Genomic DNA, 20,009 nt, shown 5'->3' with positions numbered 1-20,009 from the left:
ATGGGGCGTTTGTGCAGTGGGCGAGGACTGTCCGAGCCCGCAGGGCGAGTTCCGCAGCCCACGGAGCAAATGCCCCGTACAGCGGGCGGTTCGGAGCAATTAGCGCTCGGCGCGACCTGAACCTCGAATTCACGACTACCGGAGACCAGCTCCCATGAATATGCGCCTATCCCAGACCGCGCAGGACACCCTCTGCGCCAACGCCCTGCGCTTCCTCGCCATCGACGCCGTCGAAGCCGCCCAGTCCGGACACCCGGGCATGCCCATGGGCATGGCCGAAATTGCGGTCGCGCTGTGGACCCGTCACCTCAAGCACAACCCCGCCGACCCCGCCTGGCCGGACCGCGACCGCTTCGTGCTCAGCAACGGCCACGGCTCGATGCTGCTCTACAGCCTGCTCCATCTCACCGGTTACGACCTCCCGCTCGACGAACTCAAGCGCTTCCGCCAACTTCACAGCAAGACCCCCGGCCACCCCGAACATGGCCTCACCCCGGGCGTCGAAACCACCACCGGTCCGCTCGGCCAGGGCCTCACCAACGCCGTCGGCATGGCGCTCGCGGAGAAACTCCTCGCCGCCGAGTTCAACCAGCCTGGCCATGCCATCGTCGACCACCACACCTGGGTCTTCCTCGGCGACGGCTGCCTGATGGAAGGCATCAGCCACGAGGCGGCCAGCTTCGCCGGCGTCCAGCGCCTGTCGAAGCTGATCGCCCTGTGGGACGACAACCGCATCTCGATCGACGGCGATGTCGCCGGCTGGTTCGGCGACGACACCCCGGCGCGTTTCCGCGCCTACGGCTGGAACGTCATCGAACAGGTGGACGGCCACGACGTCGACGCCGTCGACCGCGCCCTGCGCGATGCGCGCACCAACGCCGACAACGACGTCGGCCCCACGCTGATCTGCTGCCGCACCACCATCGGCCGCGGCAGCCCGGCACGCGCCGGCACTGCCGGCATCCACGGCGCCCCGCTCGGCAAGGAAGAAATCGCCGCCACCCGCGACGCCCTCGGCTGGCATCACGCCCCGTTCGAGATCCCGGAGGAAGTCCGCGCCAGCTTCGACGCCCGCATCACCGGCGCCGCGTGCCAAGCCGACTGGCAGCAGCGCTTCGACGCCTACCGCGCCGCCTGGCCCGACGCCGCCGCCGAATTCACCCGCCGCATGGCCGGCGCCCTGCCCACCGGCTTTCGCGTGCTCGCCGACGCCATCCTGCGTGGGGTGCACAACGAAGCGGCCACGGTGGCCAGCCGCAAGGCCGGTCAGCAGGCCATCGGGCGGCTGGCGCGCGCGCTGCCCGAACTGCTCGGCGGCTCCGCCGACCTCACCCACTCCAACCTCACCGACTGGCCCGGCTGCGGCGCAGTGCGCGCCGACCAGCCGGGGCGCCACATCAACTGGGGCGTGCGTGAATTCGGCATGGCCGCGGCGCTCAATGGCGTCGCCCTGCACGGCGGCTACCTGCCCTTCGGCGCCACCTTCCTGGTGTTCTCCGACTATGCGCGCAACGCGATCCGGATGAGCGCACTGATGCACCAGCGCATGGTGTACGTGATGACCCACGACTCGATCGGCCTCGGCGAGGACGGCCCCACCCATCAGCCGATCGAACACATCCCCAGCCTGCGCCAGATCCCCGGGCTCGACGTGTGGCGTCCGTGCGACGCGGTCGAAACCCAGGCCGCATGGAACGCAGCGGTACTGCGCGCCGACGGTCCCAGCCTGCTCGCCCTGTCGCGCCAGAACCTGTCCCACCAAACACGCGATCCGGAGCAACTCGGCGCGATCGCCCGCGGCGGCTACGTGCTGGCCGAAGCGCAGGGCGAACGCCCGGCCATGGTGCTGATCGCCACCGGCTCGGAGGTCGCGCTGGCGATGTCGGCCCGTGCCCTGCTTGAAGCCGACGGCATTCCGACCCGCGTCGTGTCCATGCCCTGCACCGCTGCCTTCGATCGCCAGGACGCCGATTGGCGTGGCGCGGCACTGCCCGCCGGCATCCCCCGGGTCGCGGTCGAAGCCGCGCACCCGGACGGCTGGTGGAAATACCTCGCCGGCGCCCCGCGCGCGGCCGTGGTCGGCATCGACCGCTTCGGCGACTCCGCCCCCGCCGGCGAACTCGCCGCACTGTTCGGGATGACGCCCGAACGGGTCGCCGACACCGCCCGCCGATTGCTCTGAATACCGCTCAATTACCTGGCTATCATCACTCGAGGAGACACCCATGACCATCAGAGTCGCGATCAACGGCTACGGCCGCATCGGCCGCAACGTGCTGCGCGCCCACTACGAGTACGGCAAACAGCACGACATCGAGATCGTCGCGATCAACGATCTCGGCAGCCCCGAAACCAATGCCCACCTGACCCGCTACGACAGCATCCACGGCCCTTTTGCCCATCCGGTCGAGGTCGGTGACGGTGAGATGAGCGTCGCCGGCGACCGCATCCGCGTGCTCGCCGAGCGTGACCCAACCCGCCTGCCGTGGCAACAGCTCGGCGTGGACGTGGTGCTCGAATGCACCGGGCTGTTCACCACCCGGGCCACGGCCGGCGCCCACCTCGAAGCGGGCGCCGGCAAGGTGCTGATTTCCGCCCCCGGCGGTGCCGACATCGACGCCACCATCGTGTACGGGGTCAACGACCAGGTGCTGCGCCGCAGCCACCGCATCGTCTCCAACGCGAGCTGCACCACCAACTGCCTCGCCCCGCTCGCCTTCGCCCTGCACCGCCCGCTCGGCATCGTGCGCGGACACATGGTCACGGTGCATTCCTATACCAACGACCAGGTGCTGATCGACGTCCATCACGCCGACCTGCGCCGCGCGCGCTCCGCCACCCAGTCGCTGATCCCGACCAAGACCGGCGCCGCCGCCGCGGTCGGGCTGGTGCTGCCGGAACTCGCCGGCCTGCTCGACGGCTATGCGATGCGGGTGCCGACGCCCAATGTGTCGTTCACCCACTTCACCTTCCTCGCCGCGCGCGAGACCGGCGTCACCGAGGTCAACGACCTCGTGCGCGAAGCATCCCACGGTGCGTTGCGCGGCATCCTCGCGGTCAACGAGCTGCCGCTGGTGTCGTGCGACTTCAACCACAACCCGCACTCCAGCCTGTTCGACACCACCCTGACCAAGGTCGACCACAACCTGGTCACGGTCACCGCCTGGTACGACAACGAGTGGGGCTTCTCCAACCGCATGCTCGACACCGCGTGCGCGATGATGGAGGCCGAGTGATGGCGACCGACAGCTTTCTGCGCCTCGATACCCTGATCGGCAATGGCGCCCTCGCCGGCCGCCGGGTGTTCATGCGCGCCGACTTCAACGTGCCGCTCACGGCGGACGGCGGCATTGCCGACGACAGCCGCATCCGTGCCACCCTGCCCGGCATCCACGCCTGCCTCGATGCCGGCGCGGCGCTCGCGATCGCCTCCCACCTCGGCCGCCCGCAGGAAGGGGCACTCGCCGCCGCCGACAGTCTGGCTGCAGTGGCCACCCACCTGTCCGCCCTGCTCGGACGCCCGGTGCCGCTGGTGAAGGACTGGATCGACGGCGACTTCGAGTTCGCCGACGGTGAGGTGGTGGTGCTCGAAAACTGCCGTGGCAACCGTGGCGAAAAAGCCGACGACCCGCAACTCGCGGCACGCATCGCGCGCTGGGTGGATGTCTATGTGAACGAAGCCTTCGGCACTGCGCACCGCAGCGAATGCACGCTGCACGCGCTCGCGCTCGCCGCCCCGATGGCGTGTGCCGGCCCGCTGCTGACCGCCGAACTCGATGCGCTCGGCACCGCGCTCGCCGCGCCGGCGAGGCCGCTGGTCGCCATCGTCGGCGGCTCCAAGGTATCGACCAAGCTCGCCATTCTGGAATCGCTGGCTGACAAGGTGGACCTGCTGGTGGTCGGCGGCGGCATCGCCAACACCTTCATCGCGGCGCGCGGCCACGGCATCGGCAAATCGCTCGCCGAGCCCGATCTGGCCGAGGCCGCGCGCCGGGTGGAACAGCGCCTGGCTGCGCGTGGGGCCCGCCTGTGGCTGCCCCAGGACGTGGTCGTCGCCGACCGTTTCGCCGCCGATGCGTGGACCGGGGTGCGCAGCATCGACAGCGTGGGCGATGGCGACATGATCCTCGACATCGGCCCCGCCAGTGCCGCACAACTCGCCGCCGAACTCGCCGACGCCGGCACCATCGTATGGAACGGGCCGCTCGGCGTATTCGAGCTCGAACCCTTTGCCGGCGGTACCCGCGCCCTGGCCGAAGCGATCGCGGCCAGCCCCGGCTTCAGCATCGCCGGCGGCGGCGACACCCTGGCCGCGATTGCCGCGTTCGGGGTCGCCGACCGCGTCGATTACATCTCGACCGGCGGCGGCGCCTTCCTCGAGTTCCTCGAAGGCCGCGAACTGCCTGCGGTCGCCGCGCTGCGCGCCCGGGCGCGGCCCAACAGCAGGCGGATCAATCCGGTGCCGGCTTTCGAGCACGAGCCCCAATACAACTAAGGAGCGTCCCCATGGCCATGATTTCACTGCGTCAATTGCTCGACCACGCCGCCGACCACGACTACGGCATTCCCGCATTCAACATCAACAACATGGAGCAGATCCAGGCGATCATGATGGCCGCCGCGGTCACCGACAGCCCGGTGATCCTGCAGGCCTCGGCCGGCGCCCGCGGCTACGCCGGCGAATCCTTCCTGAAAAAAATGGTGGAGGCCGCGGTCGAGCAGTGGCCGGACATCCCGATCTGCCTGCACCAGGACCATGGTTCCAGCCCGGCGGTGTGTCAGCAATCGATCCGCGCGGGCTTCACCAGCGTGATGATGGACGGCTCGCTGATGGAAGACATGAAGACCCCCGCAAGCTATGACTACAACATCGCCGTGACCCGCCGCGTGGTCGACATGGCGCACGCGGTGGGGGTGTCGGTGGAGGGTGAGCTCGGTTGCCTGGGCTCGCTCGAGACCGGTCAGGCCGGGGAGGAGGACGGAGTCGGCGCCGAAGGCACCCTCGACCACAGCCAGATGCTCACCGATCCGGCGGAAGCGGCGGACTTCGTCGCCGCCACCGGGGTGGATGCGCTGGCAGTCGCGATCGGCACCAGCCACGGGGCCTACAAGTTCACCCGCCCGCCCACCGGCGACATCCTCGCGATCGAGCGAATCGCGGCGATCCACCGTCGCATCCCCGACACCCACCTGGTGATGCACGGCTCCTCCAGCGTGCCGCAGGAGTGGCTGACGATCATCCGCGAACACGGCGGGGACATCGGCGAAACCTACGGAGTGCCGGTCGAGGCCATCGTCGAAGGCATCCGCAACGGGGTGCGCAAGATCAACATCGACACCGACCTGCGGCTGGCGATGAGCGGGGCACTGCGTCGCCTGGTGGACACCGATCGCAAGGAGTTCGACCCGCGCAAGTTCTTCAAGGCCGCGCGCGACGCTGCCGCCGGAATCTGCCGCGAGCGCTTCGAAGCCTTCGGTTGCGCCGGTCAGGCCAGCCGCATCAAACCGCTGTCCCTCGACGCCATCGCCCGCCGCTACGCGCCGAAAAAGGCGGCCTGAGCGACAACACCTACCCGAGTCCCAAGACTCCCTTCCCTTCTCGGGTATTTCGCCCGCCATCGCAAGATGGCGGGTTTTTTCCGTTCCCCACCACTGCCACAGCGCCTGCGCCAGCCCGCGCCACACCCTCACGTCACAACGGGGTACCACCCCCGAGGCCCCGACTTCGCCCAGACTCGTCACCACCGCTCGGCAGTGGTACGGCAGCCATACGCCGCCGAGCGCGTGTGTCCACACAATTCGAGGAGACGACGATGGGCAAGAAAATCCTGATGATCTGCGGCGATTACTGCGAAGACTACGAGACCATGGTGCCGTTCCAGACCCTGCTCGCGGTGGGCCATGAAGTGCATGCGGCCTGCCCGGGCAAGAAGGCCGGCCAGTCGATCGCCACCGCCATCCACGACTTCGAGGGCGATCAGACCTACTCCGAGAAGCGCGGACACAACTTCGCGTTGAACGCGAGCTTCGACGAACTCGACCCTGCGGACTACGATGCGCTGGTGATCCCCGGCGGGCGCGGCCCGGAATACCTGCGGATGAACGACAAGGTGATTGCCGCGGTGCGTCACTTCTTCACTGCCAACAAGCCGGTCGCGGCTGTCTGTCACGGCGCGCAGCTGCTGGCCGGCGCCCGCGTGCTCGAGGGCCGGCGCTGTTCCGCCTATCCTGCGTGCCGTGCCGAAGTGGAACTGGCCGGTGGCACCTACGCCGACATCCCGATCGACCAGGCCGTCACCGACGGCAATCTGGTCAGCGCGCCGGCCTGGCCCGCCCACCCGGCCTGGCTGGCGCAGTTCCTTGCCGTGCTCGGCACCCGCATCAGCCACTGATCGTGCGGCATCGGGTGCCGGCCGGAGCGGCGTGTCGCGAACGCTGCGATCAGCACCTACAATGCCTGTGTGATCATTGCCCGCGGAGTCGCCCATGTGCCAGATCTTCACCAACGCCGACCCCGATCTCTACGTTTGCCGCGCACGCTCCGTTCGCCTGCGTGGCGTGGCGACGAGCATCCGCCTGGAGAACATCTTCTGGCGCGTGCTGGAGGAGATCGGCCAGCGCGACGGACTCAGCGTGCCCCAACTCGTCACCCGTTTGCACGATGAGTTGCCCGACACCGGCGCCCCGCACGACCGTGCGAACTTCACCTCCTTCCTGCGCGTGAGCTGCACCCGCTATCTGCAGTTGCAGGTCATCGGGCTGATCCCCGCCGACAATTCGGTGCCGATCCGCAGCCTGAACGCAGCCAAGGTGCTCGCCGGCGAACAGCGGCTGAGCGGAGCGCCGGTGCGCACGGCCGCTTAGGACTTCGTGCCTGGCGCCAGCACGCGCCACTGCCCGCCCGCTGCGGCACGACCGTCCGAGCTCGCGATCGCTCATCGCCCGGCACAGTTCATCATCATGCAAAGCGCGAATGCTCTGATACGCGTATCCGGAGCCGGTGTGGTGCCCGGTGAAGACACGCGTCGCCTCTTTTCTGCCCGCGGGCGCACCACCGGATGCGTTTGCAAAAAAAGCTTGACACCAAATCTCAAAGGAGTACATTGGCGTCAATTGCTGCACTGCAACATAACCAAAGGAGCAACACCATGGCCGCAAAACCCGATTTCCAGAACCCGATCGAAGCCGTTCAAGCCCTGATGGCGATTCAAGCCCAGACCATCGGCAAGTCCATCGAACTGCAGAAGAAAGCCAGCGAAGAGCTGATGGCCTTCTTCCAGTCCGAAGCCCAGAAGGCGACCAAGCTGAAGACGCCGGAAGAGCTGGTCCGCTTCAACGTCGATGCCAACACCGCGCTGTTCAAGCTCCTGCAAGCTCAGGGCGAAGCCTTCACCGCGCTGGCGACCGAAGTCAGCCAGACCGCGATGGCCAAGTTCCAAAGCGCCGGCAAGTAATACCTGCCGCGGTCTCCCGGGACCGCAGGCTGCAAGCCCCGATGGCAATGCCGTCGGGGCTTTTTGCTGTCTACCCGGTGTCGGGCTAGAATCCACGTCCCATGCGCATCGAACAGATCACCGCCCGCCTGTCCGAACTCGGCGCCAAGCCCTGTCATCAGCAGCGGATACTTCGGGCCTGGCTTCAGGGCCAGCCGCTCGATGGCGGACGCCGCCCGGCCGAACACTTTCTGCCACAGCCGGTCCGCCACGCCCTGCCCGAGCTGATGGCCGGCCTGCACGGCCTCGCACGACTGCGCTCCGAGCACCCGGGCAACGATGACTCGGCGCGGTTGCTGGTGGAGTTGGCCGATGGCCAGACAGTGGAGAGCGTGCTCCTGCCGCGCGACGGCCTGTGCGTGTCGACCCAGCTCGGTTGCGCGGTGGGTTGCGTGTTCTGCATGACCGGGCGGGACGGCCTGATCCGCCAACTGGGCAGCGCCGAGATCGTGGCCCAGGTCGTTCTCGGCCGCAGCCGCCGGACCGTGCGCAAGGTGGTCTTCATGGGCATGGGCGAACCGGCCCACAACCTCGACAACGTGGTCGATGCGATCGAGCTCCTCGGGACCGCTGGCGGCATCGGTCACAAGAACCTGGTGTTTTCCACCGTGGGCGACCCGCGTGTGTTCGAACGCCTGCCGCAGATGGCGGTAAAGCCGGCGCTTGCGCTGTCGCTGCATTCGAGCCGCGCGGAACTGCGCGCGCAACTGCTGCCGCGCGCGCCCCGCTTCGAACCCACCGAACTGGTGGCGCAGGGAGAACGCTATGCCCGCAGCACCGGCTATCCGATCCAGTACCAGTGGACCCTGATCGACGGCATCAACGACAGCATGGACGAGATGGAAGGCATCGTCCGTCTGTTGCGCGGCAAGTACGCGATCATGAATCTGATCCCGTACAACACGGTGGCCGAACTCGACTTCAAGCGCCCGTCCTGGGAACGTGCCTCCGAGCTGGGGCTGTGGCTGCACCGGCACGGCGTGCTCACCAAACTCCGTCACTCGGCGGGACAGGAGGTCGACGCCGGCTGCGGTCAGTTGCGTGCACGGACGATCCGGCTGGAACGCCGCCCGCGGCAGGCCGACGAGGCCGCCGCCTGAATCGATCCGGCTCACGGCTTCAAGCCGGGCGCGCACCGGTCGACCGTCACCGATGACCGCGCATCGTGCCGCGAACCCGGCCACTCCGGCCCGGACCGGAATCGCTGACCGGCCTCGAACAGTTGTCCGACCGGGGCGGGCCGCCCAAACAGATAACCCTGATATCCACCGAAAGCATTTCGCTCATGGCCTCCTGCCCGGATGCGAGCGGGGTCCGGGCGGGCATTGCGCGGATCGGCATGCTTTGGGCAGGTCCATCACGGCGATTCGTATCCGCCCCGCTCCAGCACGGCAAGCGCCTCCGGGTAACGGAATCCGTCAACATGCCGGGCAAACTCGTCGAAGGCCGCACCGAGCGCCGCTTCGAACAGATCGCGTTCGCGTGCCAGCAGCTGGTTGGCACGCATGTTGGACACCGCCAGCAGTGCGCTCATCTCGCGCGCGATCGCGCCAAATGCCGCGATCGCGGGCCGGTCTGCGCCGACTGTAGCGGCACCCAGTGACGATGCCAACGGCACGGCGGAAAGCGTGCGCACCGGCAACCAGCGCAGCAGCGTCGAAAACAGCTGGACGGGGTCGACCGGCTTGGCGACGAAATCGTCCATTCCTGCGCTGGAGCACGCGCGCCGGTCCTCGTCGAAGACATTGGCCGTCATCGCGACAATCGGCGTATGCCGGTGGCGGCCGCCGGCGCGGAGCGCGCGCGTGGCCTCGAGTCCATCCATGACCGGCATCTGGATGTCCATCAGGATCAGGTCGAAATCGCGCTCGGCACATCGATCGAGTGCCGCCAGACCGCTGCCGACCGCCTCCACCGCCAGGCCTGCGCCACGAAGCAATTCGACCGCGACTTCGCGGTTCACCGAATTGTCCTCGGCCAGCAGCACCCGGGCACCCGCATGCCCGGCCCGCAACAAGGCCGCCGGTTCGGTCGCCAGCGCATGCGACAGCGTGTCGCCGGCGCCATGGCCGCGGCCGAGCACCGCGGTGAACCAGAACGTGCTGCCACGGCCGTGCTCGCTCTCGGCGCCGGCCTCGCCGCCCATCAAGTTCGCGAGGCGGTGGGCAATTGCCAAGCCGAGGCCGGTTCCGCCGTAGCGACGGGTCGTGGACACGTCGAGCTGCTCGAAGGCGGTGAACAGTTGCGGCAGCTTGTCGGCCGGGATCCCGATGCCGGTATCGCGGACCTCGAAACGGACGAGCACGTCTTCGCCCCGGTCCTCGACGACCCTGACCTGCAGCGAGACCTTGCCCTGCTCGGTAAACTTGACCGCGTTGCCGGCGTAATTGAGTAGCGCCTGACGCAAACGGGTGGGATCACCCCGCAGGAAAGTCGGCGTATCGCCTGCATCGATCTCGATTGCCAGCCCCTTGCTGGCGGCCTGTTCGGCGATCAGGGAACGCACGTGGTCGAGAATGGCATCGAGGGCGAACTCGGCGTGCTCCAGCTGCATGCGCCCGGCCTCGACCTTGGACAGGTCGAGGATGTCGTTGATGATCGACAACAGATGACGCGCGGCGCTGTCGATCTTGCTCAGCCGTTCGGCCTGGCGCGGCACCGGAGCATCGTTCCTAAGCAAGTGGGTGAGGCCGATGATGGCGTTCATCGGCGTACGGATCTCATGGCTCATGTTGGCAAGGAATGCGCTCTTGGCCCGATTGGCGGCCTCGGCCTGTTGCTTGGCCGTGTTAAGCGCTGTGGTCCGCTCGATCACCAGTTCTTCAAGGTGCAGACGGTGCCGATCGAGTTCGGCGGCGATACGCCTTTTCTCGGTGACGTCCTCCTGGATCGACAGGTAGTGAGTGATGCGCCCGTCGGGCTGGTGTATCGGTGCCACATGGGCGAACACCGTGTACGGCTGGCCATCCTTGTGGCGGTTGACGAATTCCCCGGTCCAGGTCTCGCCACGCAACAGTGTCACCCACAACGCCTCGTAGGTGGCGGCCGGGGTGAGCTCACTACCCAGCGACGCCACCGCCTGCCCGAGGACCTCATCCGCCCGATAACCACTGTGGACGGTAAAGGCCGCATTGACGTACTCGATCCGACCTTCGAGGTCGGTGATGATGACGCTCTCCGGACTCTGTTCGACCGCCAGTGACAGCTTGCGCAGCTCGAACTCCGCCGCCTTCAGGATGGAGATATCGCGCGAGATGCCGAACATGCCGATCACCCGCCCCTCGGCATCGTGCAACGCGCCCTTGGTCGCGAGGAAGACGATCGTGCCCGCGGTGGTGGCCACTTCTTCCTCAAAGGTCACCGTCGCATCGCGATCCATCACTTCGCGGTCGTTGGCCATCACCTGGGTGGCCTGCTGCGGCGGAAACAGCACGGTGTCGTCCTGGCCCAGCACCCTGTCGGACGCCTTGCCGGTCACTTCGACGGCGGCCTTGTTGAACAGCAGGTAACGGCCCTGCAGATCCTTGGCGAAAATGGCATCGGTCGAACTGTTGGCGATGGTGTTCAGCAGGTCGAGCGCCTGCAGCCGTCTTGCCTGCTCGTCATACTGACGCCGTGCAGCCTCGGTGATCTGCAGCAGCATGCGGTGCACCAGACCGTACAGCAGCAGCGCGGTGACGATGACGAAGAACCAGCCCTTCAGGGTCTGCAGCCAGACCTGTCGGGCAGGCGCAACCGGCAGCAATTCCACCACCCGGTCGGAAAGCACGATCCACAACCCGGCGAAGATCATATACGGCAACACGACACGCCATACCGCACGCCTGATCATGCCTTGACCGGACGCGGTGGCCAGTTCGGCCGGATCGACATTCATTGCAATCCTCCTCGACCGCCGCGGCCACACCGGCGGCACACTCCGCCGCCCATTCCCTTGTCCCGCTGCGGCAGCGCCCCCGCAGACTTGAATTCAGGCCGGATCACCGGTGATCGTCGTGATAACGGCAGGCGATGGCGACAAAATCCTCGTATCCGGCAAGGAAGGTATCGACGACATCGGGATCGAATTGGCTGCCTCCGCCGGCAGCGATCAGGTCACGCGCCTCGGAAAACGGCATCGACGGCTTGTACACCCGCGCGGTGATGAGGGCATCGAATACATCGGCCACCGCCATCAGCCGCGCCGAAACGGGAATCGCCTCTGCGGTCAGACCATCGGGATAGCCTCCGCCGTCCCAGCGCTCGTGATGCCAGCGCGCGATCTCCTTGGCCAGCGCGAGGAAGGGAAGCGGCTGCTCGATATCCTGCTCGGCCAGTTCGATGGCCTCTGCGCCGAGCCGCGCATGCGTCTTCATGACCGTCCATTCGCCCGGCGTGAGCCGGCCCGGCTTCTGCAGGATCTGGTCGGGGATGCCGACCTTGCCAATGTCATGCAAGGGCGCCGAGCGCGCAAGCAATTCGACATAGCGATCATCGAGTACCGCGGCAAAACGCGAATGCTGCTGCAGCCGGACGGCCAGCAGGCGGACATAGGCCTGGGTGCGCAGAATATGATTGCCGGTTTCCGGATCGCGGGTCTCCGCCAGGTGGGCCAGCGCGCGGATCGTCACCAACTGGGTGAGGTCATTCTCGGCCATGCGCCGGGCGACCTCGGCCTCGAGAAAGCTGTTCTGGTCGCGCAGCCAGTCGCGGGCGCGCCGGGTTTCGAGTTGATTGCGCACGCGAGCCAGAACCACCGCCGGCCGGATCGGCTTGGTGATGTAATCGGCGGCCCCCAGTTCCAGGCCACGCTCTTCGTCGCGCGCATCGTCGAGCGCGGTCAGGAAGATCACCGGGATGTCGCAGGTCGCCGGATTGTCCTGCAGCCGGGCCAATACCTGGTAGCCATCCATGACGGGCATCATCACGTCGAGCAGGATGAGGTCGGGCGCCGGCTGCCGGGACGCGATCTCCAGTGCCCTGGCCCCGGACGGCGCCGCCAGTACGTCGTACAGCGGCTGCAGCAGCCCGCCCAGCACCGCGAGGTTATCCGGTACGTCATCGACGATCAGGATCGTTGCCGAGGCAGGTGCAGGCAGGATGACACCGTCGGGGACGCTCGAAACATCATTCATCGGAAAAGTCCGTGGAAGAGACGCCATGCAACACTGCATGACCCACGGGGCAATGCCAGACCACCCCGAGCACCGACGATCATGCCATGAGCGGATGGCATACCGCCGAGGAAAAATTCCTGTGTCAGCGCGAAGACTGCGCCCAGTCGGGGTGTTCGAAAGCCGCCGCAAGAAAATCCACCAGCGCGCGGATCTTTACCGACAGGTGCTTGCGCGAAGGATAGACCGCATAGACCCCGACTTCGGGGCCGCGGCACTCGGGCAGCACTTCGATCAGACGTCCCTGCGCCAGATCGGTGCCGACAAGGAAATCGGGCTGCAGCACCAGGCCCTGATGGGCGAGCGCCACCGCACGACAGGTGTCGCCGTTGTTGGTGCGCATGCGCGCCCGGGTCTGCACCTCGCGCACGCCGTCGGCGGTGGTGAAACGCCAGACGTCGCCCTGCGATGCATAGCTGTAGGCGATCACCGGATGGTTGGCGATCTCCTCCACCGTGGCCGGACTGCCGTGGCTGGCAAGGTATTCCGGGCTTGCGCAGAGCAGGATGCGGGTGGTGGCGAGACGCCGGTAGACCAGCGTGGAATCCTGCAGCCGGCTGATCCGGATGACCACGTCGAATCCGTCCTCGACCACATCCACCAGCCGGTCGGACAGGGTCACGTCGAGATCGACCTCCGGGTACTGCTCCATGAACTGCCCCCACAACCGCGCCAGATGCAGGATGCCGAACGAGAACGGCGCATTGACCCGCAGCCGCCCGATCGGATGGCCGGTCACCATCCCGACCGCCCGGTCCGCCTCTTCGAGTTCGGCCAGGATCTGCTTGCAGTGCCCGTAATAGGCGCGGCCGGCTTCGGTCAGCGACAGTCGCCGGGTGGTACGTTGCAGCAGGCGTGCGCCGAGTCGGGACTCAAGCTCGATCACGCTGCGCGACACCGCTGCCTTCGACACCCGGAGCGCATCACCTGCCGCGACGAAACTGCCGGCCTCGACCACAGCGACAAAACTGCTCATCTCGCGAAAACGGTCCATTGCAGCATTGTCTCGAATACCGCAACAGTCAGTCAAACGTATCGGTATTTATCCACAGACGAACCCTCAATAGACTGTTGCCATCGAATGCCGCTCAGAGTCCGACTGCTCCAATACGCCACATGACACCACTGCCCACGCTGTTCATCTCCCACGGTTCGCCGACTTTCGCCCTGGCGCCCGGTCTGCTCGGACCGCAGCTCGGCGCGCTCGGCCGCAGTCTGCCGCGTCCGCGCGCCGTGCTGGTGGTGTCGCCGCACTGGATGGCCCGCGGCATCGAGGTGCTGGCCGCAGCCGAACTCGACACGATCCACGATTTCGGCGGGTTTCCGCGCGCGCTGTATGCGCTGCAGTATCCGGCCCCCGGCGCTCCGCATGTCGCCGCCGAGGTGATCGCCGCGCTGGACCGTCACGGGCTCAAGGCAAGCGCCAACCTCGCCCGCGGACGCGACCATGGCGCCTGGGTGCCGCTGATGCATCTTTATCCCGACGCGGATGTACCCGTTATCCAGCTGTCGCAGCCGGCGGCCCCGTCCCCGCTTGCCCTGCTGGAACTGGGGCAGGCGCTCCAGCCGCTGCGTGAGCGTGGCGTGCTGATCGTGGCCTCCGGCAGCCTGACCCACAACCTTCACGACCTGCGTCGCGAACAGGCGCCCGACACCGACGTCGAAGCCTATGCCCGCGGCTTTGCGGACTGGGTATGGATGCAGATCGGCCAGGGCAACCTGGGCGCCCTGCTCGATTACCGCACACAGGCACCCGATGCGGTGCGCGCTCATCCCACCGACGAGCACTTCCTGCCCCTGTTTCTTGCCATCGGTGCCGCAGGAAAAGACTGGGCCACAGCCGGCCGCATTGCCGGCGGTGTCACCTACGGTGTGCTGTCGATGGACAGCTACACCTTCGGCGCCGGCGTCGCAGCCGGTGCACCGCAACCCACGCTGAACGCCTGAATCCTTGCAGAGGGCAAGCATGAACAACACCTACACCCGAACCGCCATTGCGCTGCACTGGCTCATCGCACTCGGCCTGATCGGGGCCTTTGCCCTCGGCACCTACATGAGCGAGCTGCCGCTGTCGCCACGCAAGCTGCAGCTCTATTCGTGGCACAAATGGGCCGGGGTCAGCCTGTTCGCACTGGTGCTGCTCCGCCTCGGCTGGCGCCTCATCCACCCGGCACCGCCGCTGCCGGCGAGCATGCCCGCGCCGCTGCGCACGGCCGCCCATCTCACCCATGTCGCGCTCTACATCCTGATGATCGCGATCCCGCTGTCGGGCTGGCTGATGAGTTCGGCCAAGGGCATCCAGACCATCTGGTTCGGCTTCCTCCCGCTGCCCGACCTCCTCGCCAAGGATGCCGATCTGGGCAAACAGCTCGAGTTGCTGCACATGGTCCTCAACTACACCATGGCCGCGCTGGTGCTCGCCCACGTCGGCGCCGCGCTCAAGCATCACTTCGTCGACCGCGACGACATCCTGCAGCGCATGTTGCCCGGCGGGCGTCAGCGCAGATCTGCCTGAATCCGCGGCCCCCTGTCCGCACCACCCTCACGGAGATTTCCATGATTGCACGAACCCTGCGCGCGATCGCCGCCGCCGCCCTGCTCGCACTTGCTGCAGCCACCCCCGCCCTGGCCGTCGAGTACACCCGCATCGATACCGGCGCGAGCCGGATCAGCTTCAAGTACACGCAGATGGGAGTGGGCATGGACGGCCACTTCGAACGCTTCGGCGCCAGCATCAGCTTCGACCCGACCCGCCTGGAAGCCGCCCGTGCCTCGCTCGAGCTCCAGCTCGCCAGCATCGACACCGGTTCCACCGAAGCCAACGAGGACGTAAAAGGCAAGGTCTGGTTCCACACCGCGGCGCACCCGGTGGCGCGCTTCGAATCGACCGGCTTCAAGGCCCTCGGCGGCGATCGCTACGAGGTCGTCGGGACGCTGACGATCAAGGGCCGGAGCCGCAGCGTCAGCGCCCCCTTCACCTTTGCCCCTGGCGGCAATTCCGCCGACGTCAACGGCACGTTCACCCTCAAACGCAGCGATTTCGGCATCGGCGAAGGGGAGTGGGCCGACGTTGCCATCGTCGCCGACGAGATCCGCATCGGTTTCCAGCTGCGCGCCGTGCAGGGTGCGCAGTAGCCCCTCCCCCCATCCCGTCCCCTCTCCAACCCCGTCAATACCGCACAAGGACAAACCATGAAAAAAACCCTCGCCGTAATCACTCTCGCCGTCGCTGCCACCCTGCCTGCAGCACCGTCGTTCGCCGCACCGGAAACCTACGTCGTCGACGGCACCCACACCTTTCCGCGTTTTTCGTACAACCATTTCGGCTTCACCAAGCAGCTGTCGCGCTTCAACAAGACCAGCGGCACGGTCACCCTCGACAAGGTCGCCATGACCGGCGCGGTGGATGTCATCATCGACATGAAGTCGGTGGACACCGGCTTTCAGCTGTTCGACGGCCACATCCAGGGCAGCGACTTTCTCGATACCGCGAACCACCCGACCGCAACTTTCAAATCCACCCGCGTGGTGTTCGACGGTGACAAGCCGGCCACTGTCGAAGGCAAGCTGACGATCAAGGGCACCACACGCCCGGTGACCCTCACCATCACCTCCTTCCAGGCCATGCCTCATCCGATGCTGAAGAAAGACGCGATCGGTGCCAACGCCGTCGCCATGATCAAACGCAGCGAATTCAACGCCGGCAAATACGCCCCCAACGTCGGTGACGAGGTGACGCTCGAGATCGCGATGGAAGCGATCAAGGAGTAAGCCCGACCCGGCGCCACGGGGCGCCGGCCGGGAGGCTTTCACCGGGTCCGCCCGGCGCGTGTCATGCCAGCGTCCCGCAGCCGCAGGACTTTGCCATACGGTTTGCTTGTCAGCGTCGGCACCGATAGGCAAGAATGCGCCATCCCGCCCGCTCCGGGGCGCCATCAGGCCCGATACCGACCTCATGTCCCTGTTCAACCTGCATCCACTGCGCCAGTCGCTCAACGACGAGGTCCACGCGCGTCCGCCGGTACCGCTCGAGACCCCGGAGTTCGTCACCTATCTTGCCTTTCTGCACGACGACGGTAGCGCCGGCCGCGAAGCCGGCCACCTGGCCTTGCTCGCCGAGCAACTCGGACTACCGCCTCCGCATACCGAGAGCGGCCACATTTTCATCGATGCAGGCACGTTCCGGCTGAAGTGGGAACGCCACAACGAGTTCTCCAGCTACACCTTCATCCGCCGCATCGAAGCCGATGACGGCGCCGACGAACACGCCCTGCTCGCCGTCCCCGCTACCTGGCGCAAGGCCATCCCGGGCCAGCTGGTCGCCGCCACTCACATCGAACTGCGCTCGGTCACCGACGTCCCCCCGGACACGGTCATGGTGCAGCTATCGCCGCACGGCGAAACCCTGGTCGCGGCCCAGGTGGCCGAAGGTGCCGGCTGGGTGTTTACCGACTTTCATATCCACGAAGGCTTTTCGCGCTTCCTGCTGGTCGACGCCGGCCTCACCCCTCGCCAGGCTGGACGGATGGTGCAGCGCCTGGTCGAAATCGAGACCTACCGGGTGATGGCGCTCCTCGCCTTCCCCGTGGCCAAGGAGGTCGGCCGCCTGCTGTCGCGCGCCGAGGATGAACTCGCAGACCTGATGGACGGCCTCGAACACGCCCGCAACACCGAGGATGACCGCGCCATGCTCGGCCGCCTGACCCGGCTCGCCGCCGACATCGAGCGTTCGGTGGCGCGCACGACCTTCCGTTTCGGCGCCGCCGCCGCCTACTACCGGCTGGTTCAACAGCGCATCGACGAACTGCGCGAGGCGCGCCTGTCGGGTTTTCCGACCATCAAGGAGTTCATGGAGCGCCGCCTCGCCCCCGCGATCAACACCTGCGCCACCATCTCCCGCCGCCAGGAAGACCTCTCCAGCCGCATCGCGCGCAACTCCCAGTTGCTGCGCACCCGGGTCGACATCGAACTCGAGCGCCAGAACCAGGAACTGCTCGCACAAATGAACCGCCGCGCCAAGATCCAGCTCCACCTGCAGGAGACGGTGGAAGGGCTGTCGGTGGTGGCGATCACCTACTATGCCTCGCAGCTGGTGAACTACATGTCCAAGGGCGGCAAGGACTTGATCGCTCCGCTCACACCGGAGATCGTCACCGCGATCTCGATTCCGGTGATTGCGGTGCTGGTGGCTCTGAGCTTGAGAAGAATGCGAACGGCACTGGGCGAGAAGGAAGAGCAACCATAAGAAACGCCCGCAAATGCGGGCGTTTTTTCTTATCCGCCAGCCTGAAGCAATCAGGCGGATTCGACCCTGCGGCGGCGCAACGCACCCAGACCTGCCAGGCCAATACCGAGAAGCCCAAGCACGCCCGGCTCGGGAACCGGGTTCGGATCGATCGTTCCGGTCTCGATCCTGAGCTTTTCCGTTACCGCTGCGCTGAAATCACTGAAGCTCGAAGCGGCCTGAACAAAGCCGTCGTCGGTAATCACCGCATTCGTATAGTGATTCGTGATCGTAGTGCCACCAATGGGCAAGCCGTTGATGGTGATATCGTTGTTCTCCGCGCGCGTACGGGCCAACTGACTTTGGGTGGTACTGCTCGTACCGTCTCCGGAAACATCGACGACGAGATTGGTCGTGCCCTCCAGCGCACCGCCGGTTGCGATGGCGGCAAGCATCAGATCGAGCGCACGATTGGTACCGGTGTAGATCGCAGTACCGCCAGTTCCCGGACGCACGAAAGTGTCGAGAAGATCGGCAAAGCTGTTGATCGCAGCCGCGGAATCGAGCAGCGTAAAGCTGTCAAGCACGGTGGTGAAGAAGCTATCCGAGAAGAACACGACATTGATGGCAGTGACCCCGTGAGTGCCACCAAGCATGTTGGTCTGAATCGTGCTGTCGCGGAAGGCGTTGGCGTAGCCATCCATCTGCAGGTTGTATTCGTTGGTGTCGACACTGCCTGAAACGTCGATTACCAGCGACAGCGCCAGGTCCGCCGGTACGGCCTGCGCAGCCGAACCGAAGCCGAGCATGGCGGCAGCCAAGGCGGTAACCGCCGCGACTTTCTTGAGTTTCATCTTCGAGTCTCCAAAACGTTGAATTGCCCAATCAGGACGATCTACGACCACGGGGAGTGCATGCAATTATCATTCCACACCCCAATAATCAATGCTTTAGCATAAACTAGGGGTCATCATATGCCGCCATTGTAAAGTCTGCCGACATAAACTCCGTCGGCGACCGATACGCAGCGTGGGGTGATCAACACACTCCGGGAGACTGCACGTGCCGGCCATCATCCACCCGAGACCGGAGAGATCGGTGGCCCTATAATGCAGAACTTTCCAGTGCAGCCGAGACGTTCTCATCGTGACCACACCGCTTTTCGAATCCACCATCAACAGCTTGCCGCTGCTCGGCCGTGGCAAGGTCCGTGACATCTACGCGGTCGATGCCGACCGCCTGCTGATCGTCACCAGCGATCGGCTGTCCGCCTTCGACGTGATCCTGCCTGATCCGATTCCGGACAAGGGCCGCGTGCTGGTCGCGATGGCCAATTTCTGGTTCGACAAGCTCGCGCACGTGATTCCCAACCAGCTCACCGGCATCGACCCCGAAACCGTGGTTGCCGCCAACGAGCGCGATCAGGTCCGCGGCCGTGCCCTGGTGGTGAAGCGGCTCAAGCCCCTTCCGATCGAGGCCGTGGTACGTGGCTACGTGATCGGCTCGGGGTGGAAGGACTACCAGGACACCGGCGCGATCTGCGGCATCGCCCTCCCCGCGGGGCTGACGCAGGCGGCAAAGCTGCCGGCACCGATCTTCACCCCGGCCTCCAAGGCCGAGGTCGGCGACCACGACGAGAACATCTCCTTCGCCCAGGCCCAGGCCCATTGCGACGCGGTGCTGGCCGAGGCGCTCGCCGGCACCGGAAAGACCGGCGCGGGGCTTGCCGAGGAAGCGCGCCAGGCCGCAATCGCGCTGTATACCCAGGCGGCGGACTACGCCGCGGGGCGCGGCATCATCATTGCCGATACCAAATTCGAATTCGGCATCGATGCCGCCGGCACCCTGCATCTGATCGACGAGGCACTGACGCCGGACTCTTCCCGCTTCTGGCCGGCAGACAGCTATCGTGCAGGGATCAGCCCGCCGTCCTACGACAAGCAGTACGTGCGCGACTACCTCGAAACGCTGGTTTGGAACAAGACGGCGCCGGGACCGGCGCTTCCGACCGAGGTGATCGAACGCACCGCCGCCAAGTATCGCGAAGCCTACACCCGCTTGACCGGCCTGCAACTGGCCTGAGCCGCAGGTGACCCGGTGGGGGCACGGCCCCGCATGTGCCCCACCGTGCGCGGCACG

General features: G+C 66.3%; 18 protein-coding genes. 14 read left to right on the top strand and 4 right to left on the bottom strand.

Annotation, left to right across the window (positions count from 1 at the left end):
- Positions 1–154 precede the first annotated feature (154 nt).
- The 8 genes from tkt (at position 155) to AC3A35_RS02665 (ending at position 8,593) form a co-directional block, all read left to right on the top strand.
- Positions 155–2,182, top strand: coding sequence for a transketolase (gene tkt, locus AC3A35_RS02700; protein WP_487434356.1), 2,028 nt, complete (start codon positions 155–157; stop codon positions 2,180–2,182).
- Positions 2,183–2,225: 43 nt separating this feature from the next.
- Positions 2,226–3,236, top strand: a complete 1,011-nt coding sequence (gap, locus tag AC3A35_RS02695; protein ID WP_487434355.1) for a type I glyceraldehyde-3-phosphate dehydrogenase — start codon at positions 2,226–2,228, stop codon at positions 3,234–3,236.
- A complete protein-coding gene (locus AC3A35_RS02690) occupies positions 3,236–4,495 on the top strand; it encodes a phosphoglycerate kinase (RefSeq protein WP_487434354.1) in 1,260 nt (419 codons plus the stop codon). Before gap ends, AC3A35_RS02690 begins: the two co-directional genes overlap by 1 nt.
- A gap of 11 nt (positions 4,496–4,506) precedes the next feature.
- Positions 4,507–5,559 (top strand): class II fructose-bisphosphate aldolase, encoded by a 1,053-nt coding sequence (gene fba / locus AC3A35_RS02685; RefSeq protein ID WP_487434353.1) that lies wholly within the window; start codon positions 4,507–4,509, stop codon positions 5,557–5,559.
- Between the two features lie 254 nt (positions 5,560–5,813).
- Positions 5,814–6,392: a DJ-1/PfpI family protein gene (locus tag AC3A35_RS02680; RefSeq protein WP_487434352.1), complete on the top strand. Its 579-nt coding sequence runs from the start codon at positions 5,814–5,816 to the stop codon at positions 6,390–6,392.
- 94 nt (positions 6,393–6,486) lie between these two features.
- The gene (locus tag AC3A35_RS02675) at positions 6,487–6,864 is read left to right on the top strand and encodes a ribbon-helix-helix domain-containing protein (RefSeq protein ID WP_487434351.1); all 378 of its coding nucleotides are present in this window, start codon (positions 6,487–6,489) and stop codon (positions 6,862–6,864) included.
- 284 nt (positions 6,865–7,148) lie between these two features.
- A complete protein-coding gene (locus AC3A35_RS02670; protein ID WP_487434350.1) occupies positions 7,149–7,454 on the top strand; it encodes a hypothetical protein in 306 nt (101 codons plus the stop codon).
- Between the two features lie 101 nt (positions 7,455–7,555).
- Positions 7,556–8,593, top strand: coding sequence for an RNA methyltransferase (locus AC3A35_RS02665; RefSeq protein ID WP_487434348.1), 1,038 nt, complete (start codon positions 7,556–7,558; stop codon positions 8,591–8,593).
- A gap of 257 nt (positions 8,594–8,850) precedes the next feature.
- Here the strand turns inward: AC3A35_RS02665 and AC3A35_RS02660 are convergent, their stop codons facing one another.
- The 3 genes from AC3A35_RS02660 to AC3A35_RS02650 form a co-directional block, all read right to left on the bottom strand.
- Complete coding sequence (locus tag AC3A35_RS02660) at positions 8,851–11,370, bottom strand: PAS domain S-box protein (protein WP_487434346.1); 2,520 nt, start codon at positions 11,368–11,370, stop codon at positions 8,851–8,853.
- Positions 11,371–11,473: 103 nt separating this feature from the next.
- Entirely contained in the window at positions 11,474–12,607 is a 1,134-nt protein-coding gene (locus AC3A35_RS02655) for a response regulator (RefSeq protein ID WP_487434344.1), read from the bottom strand.
- A gap of 124 nt (positions 12,608–12,731) precedes the next feature.
- Positions 12,732–13,640, bottom strand: a complete 909-nt coding sequence (locus AC3A35_RS02650) for a LysR family transcriptional regulator (RefSeq protein ID WP_487434342.1) — start codon at positions 13,638–13,640, stop codon at positions 12,732–12,734.
- Between the two features lie 122 nt (positions 13,641–13,762).
- Here AC3A35_RS02650 and AC3A35_RS02645 point away from each other — a divergent pair, with 122 nt between their 5' ends.
- From AC3A35_RS02645 to AC3A35_RS02625, 5 genes are all read left to right on the top strand, one after another.
- Complete coding sequence (locus tag AC3A35_RS02645) at positions 13,763–14,593, top strand: DODA-type extradiol aromatic ring-opening family dioxygenase (RefSeq protein ID WP_487434340.1); 831 nt, start codon at positions 13,763–13,765, stop codon at positions 14,591–14,593.
- Between the two features lie 19 nt (positions 14,594–14,612).
- Entirely contained in the window at positions 14,613–15,161 is a 549-nt protein-coding gene (locus AC3A35_RS02640) for a cytochrome b (protein WP_487434339.1), read from the top strand.
- 41 nt (positions 15,162–15,202) lie between these two features.
- Entirely contained in the window at positions 15,203–15,781 is a 579-nt protein-coding gene (locus tag AC3A35_RS02635) for a YceI family protein (RefSeq protein ID WP_487434337.1), read from the top strand.
- Positions 15,782–15,838: 57 nt separating this feature from the next.
- Positions 15,839–16,417: a YceI family protein gene (locus AC3A35_RS02630; RefSeq protein ID WP_487434335.1), complete on the top strand. Its 579-nt coding sequence runs from the start codon at positions 15,839–15,841 to the stop codon at positions 16,415–16,417.
- Between the two features lie 184 nt (positions 16,418–16,601).
- Complete coding sequence (locus AC3A35_RS02625; protein ID WP_487434334.1) at positions 16,602–17,891, top strand: DUF3422 family protein; 1,290 nt, start codon at positions 16,602–16,604, stop codon at positions 17,889–17,891.
- A gap of 50 nt (positions 17,892–17,941) precedes the next feature.
- On the opposite strand, the gene AC3A35_RS02620 is transcribed toward AC3A35_RS02625, so the two are convergent.
- The gene (locus tag AC3A35_RS02620) at positions 17,942–18,724 is read right to left on the bottom strand and encodes a DUF1194 domain-containing protein (protein WP_487434332.1); all 783 of its coding nucleotides are present in this window, start codon (positions 18,722–18,724) and stop codon (positions 17,942–17,944) included.
- Between the two features lie 292 nt (positions 18,725–19,016).
- Between AC3A35_RS02620 and AC3A35_RS02615 the strand changes: the two genes are divergently transcribed.
- Positions 19,017–19,952, top strand: a complete 936-nt coding sequence (locus tag AC3A35_RS02615) for a phosphoribosylaminoimidazolesuccinocarboxamide synthase (protein WP_487434330.1) — start codon at positions 19,017–19,019, stop codon at positions 19,950–19,952.
- Positions 19,953–20,009 lie beyond the last annotated feature (57 nt).

The organism is Azoarcus sp. Soil_N_20, assembly GCF_057656155.1.
Note: the sequence above shows the minus strand (reverse complement) of the source record. Positions and strands in the feature narration are given on the sequence as shown.

Excerpts from the sequence above, each read along its gene's own strand:
- tkt (WP_487434356.1), top strand. The coding sequence starts at position 155 with ATGAATATGCGCCTATCCCAGACCGCGCAGGACACCCTCTGCGCCAAC.
- gap (WP_487434355.1), top strand. The coding sequence starts at position 2,226 with ATGACCATCAGAGTCGCGATCAACGGCTACGGCCGCATCGGCCGCAAC.
- AC3A35_RS02690 (WP_487434354.1), top strand. The coding sequence starts at position 3,236 with ATGGCGACCGACAGCTTTCTGCGCCTCGATACCCTGATCGGCAATGGC.
- fba (WP_487434353.1), top strand. The coding sequence starts at position 4,507 with ATGGCCATGATTTCACTGCGTCAATTGCTCGACCACGCCGCCGACCAC.
- AC3A35_RS02680 (WP_487434352.1), top strand. The coding sequence starts at position 5,814 with ATGGGCAAGAAAATCCTGATGATCTGCGGCGATTACTGCGAAGACTAC.
- AC3A35_RS02675 (WP_487434351.1), top strand. The coding sequence starts at position 6,487 with ATGTGCCAGATCTTCACCAACGCCGACCCCGATCTCTACGTTTGCCGC.
- AC3A35_RS02670 (WP_487434350.1), top strand. The coding sequence starts at position 7,149 with ATGGCCGCAAAACCCGATTTCCAGAACCCGATCGAAGCCGTTCAAGCC.
- AC3A35_RS02665 (WP_487434348.1), top strand. The coding sequence starts at position 7,556 with ATGCGCATCGAACAGATCACCGCCCGCCTGTCCGAACTCGGCGCCAAG.
- AC3A35_RS02660 (WP_487434346.1), bottom strand. The coding sequence starts at position 11,370 with ATGAATGTCGATCCGGCCGAACTGGCCACCGCGTCCGGTCAAGGCATG.
- AC3A35_RS02655 (WP_487434344.1), bottom strand. The coding sequence starts at position 12,607 with ATGAATGATGTTTCGAGCGTCCCCGACGGTGTCATCCTGCCTGCACCT.
- AC3A35_RS02650 (WP_487434342.1), bottom strand. The coding sequence starts at position 13,640 with ATGGACCGTTTTCGCGAGATGAGCAGTTTTGTCGCTGTGGTCGAGGCC.
- AC3A35_RS02645 (WP_487434340.1), top strand. The coding sequence starts at position 13,763 with ATGACACCACTGCCCACGCTGTTCATCTCCCACGGTTCGCCGACTTTC.
- AC3A35_RS02640 (WP_487434339.1), top strand. The coding sequence starts at position 14,613 with ATGAACAACACCTACACCCGAACCGCCATTGCGCTGCACTGGCTCATC.
- AC3A35_RS02635 (WP_487434337.1), top strand. The coding sequence starts at position 15,203 with ATGATTGCACGAACCCTGCGCGCGATCGCCGCCGCCGCCCTGCTCGCA.
- AC3A35_RS02630 (WP_487434335.1), top strand. The coding sequence starts at position 15,839 with ATGAAAAAAACCCTCGCCGTAATCACTCTCGCCGTCGCTGCCACCCTG.
- AC3A35_RS02625 (WP_487434334.1), top strand. The coding sequence starts at position 16,602 with ATGTCCCTGTTCAACCTGCATCCACTGCGCCAGTCGCTCAACGACGAG.
- AC3A35_RS02620 (WP_487434332.1), bottom strand. The coding sequence starts at position 18,724 with ATGAAACTCAAGAAAGTCGCGGCGGTTACCGCCTTGGCTGCCGCCATG.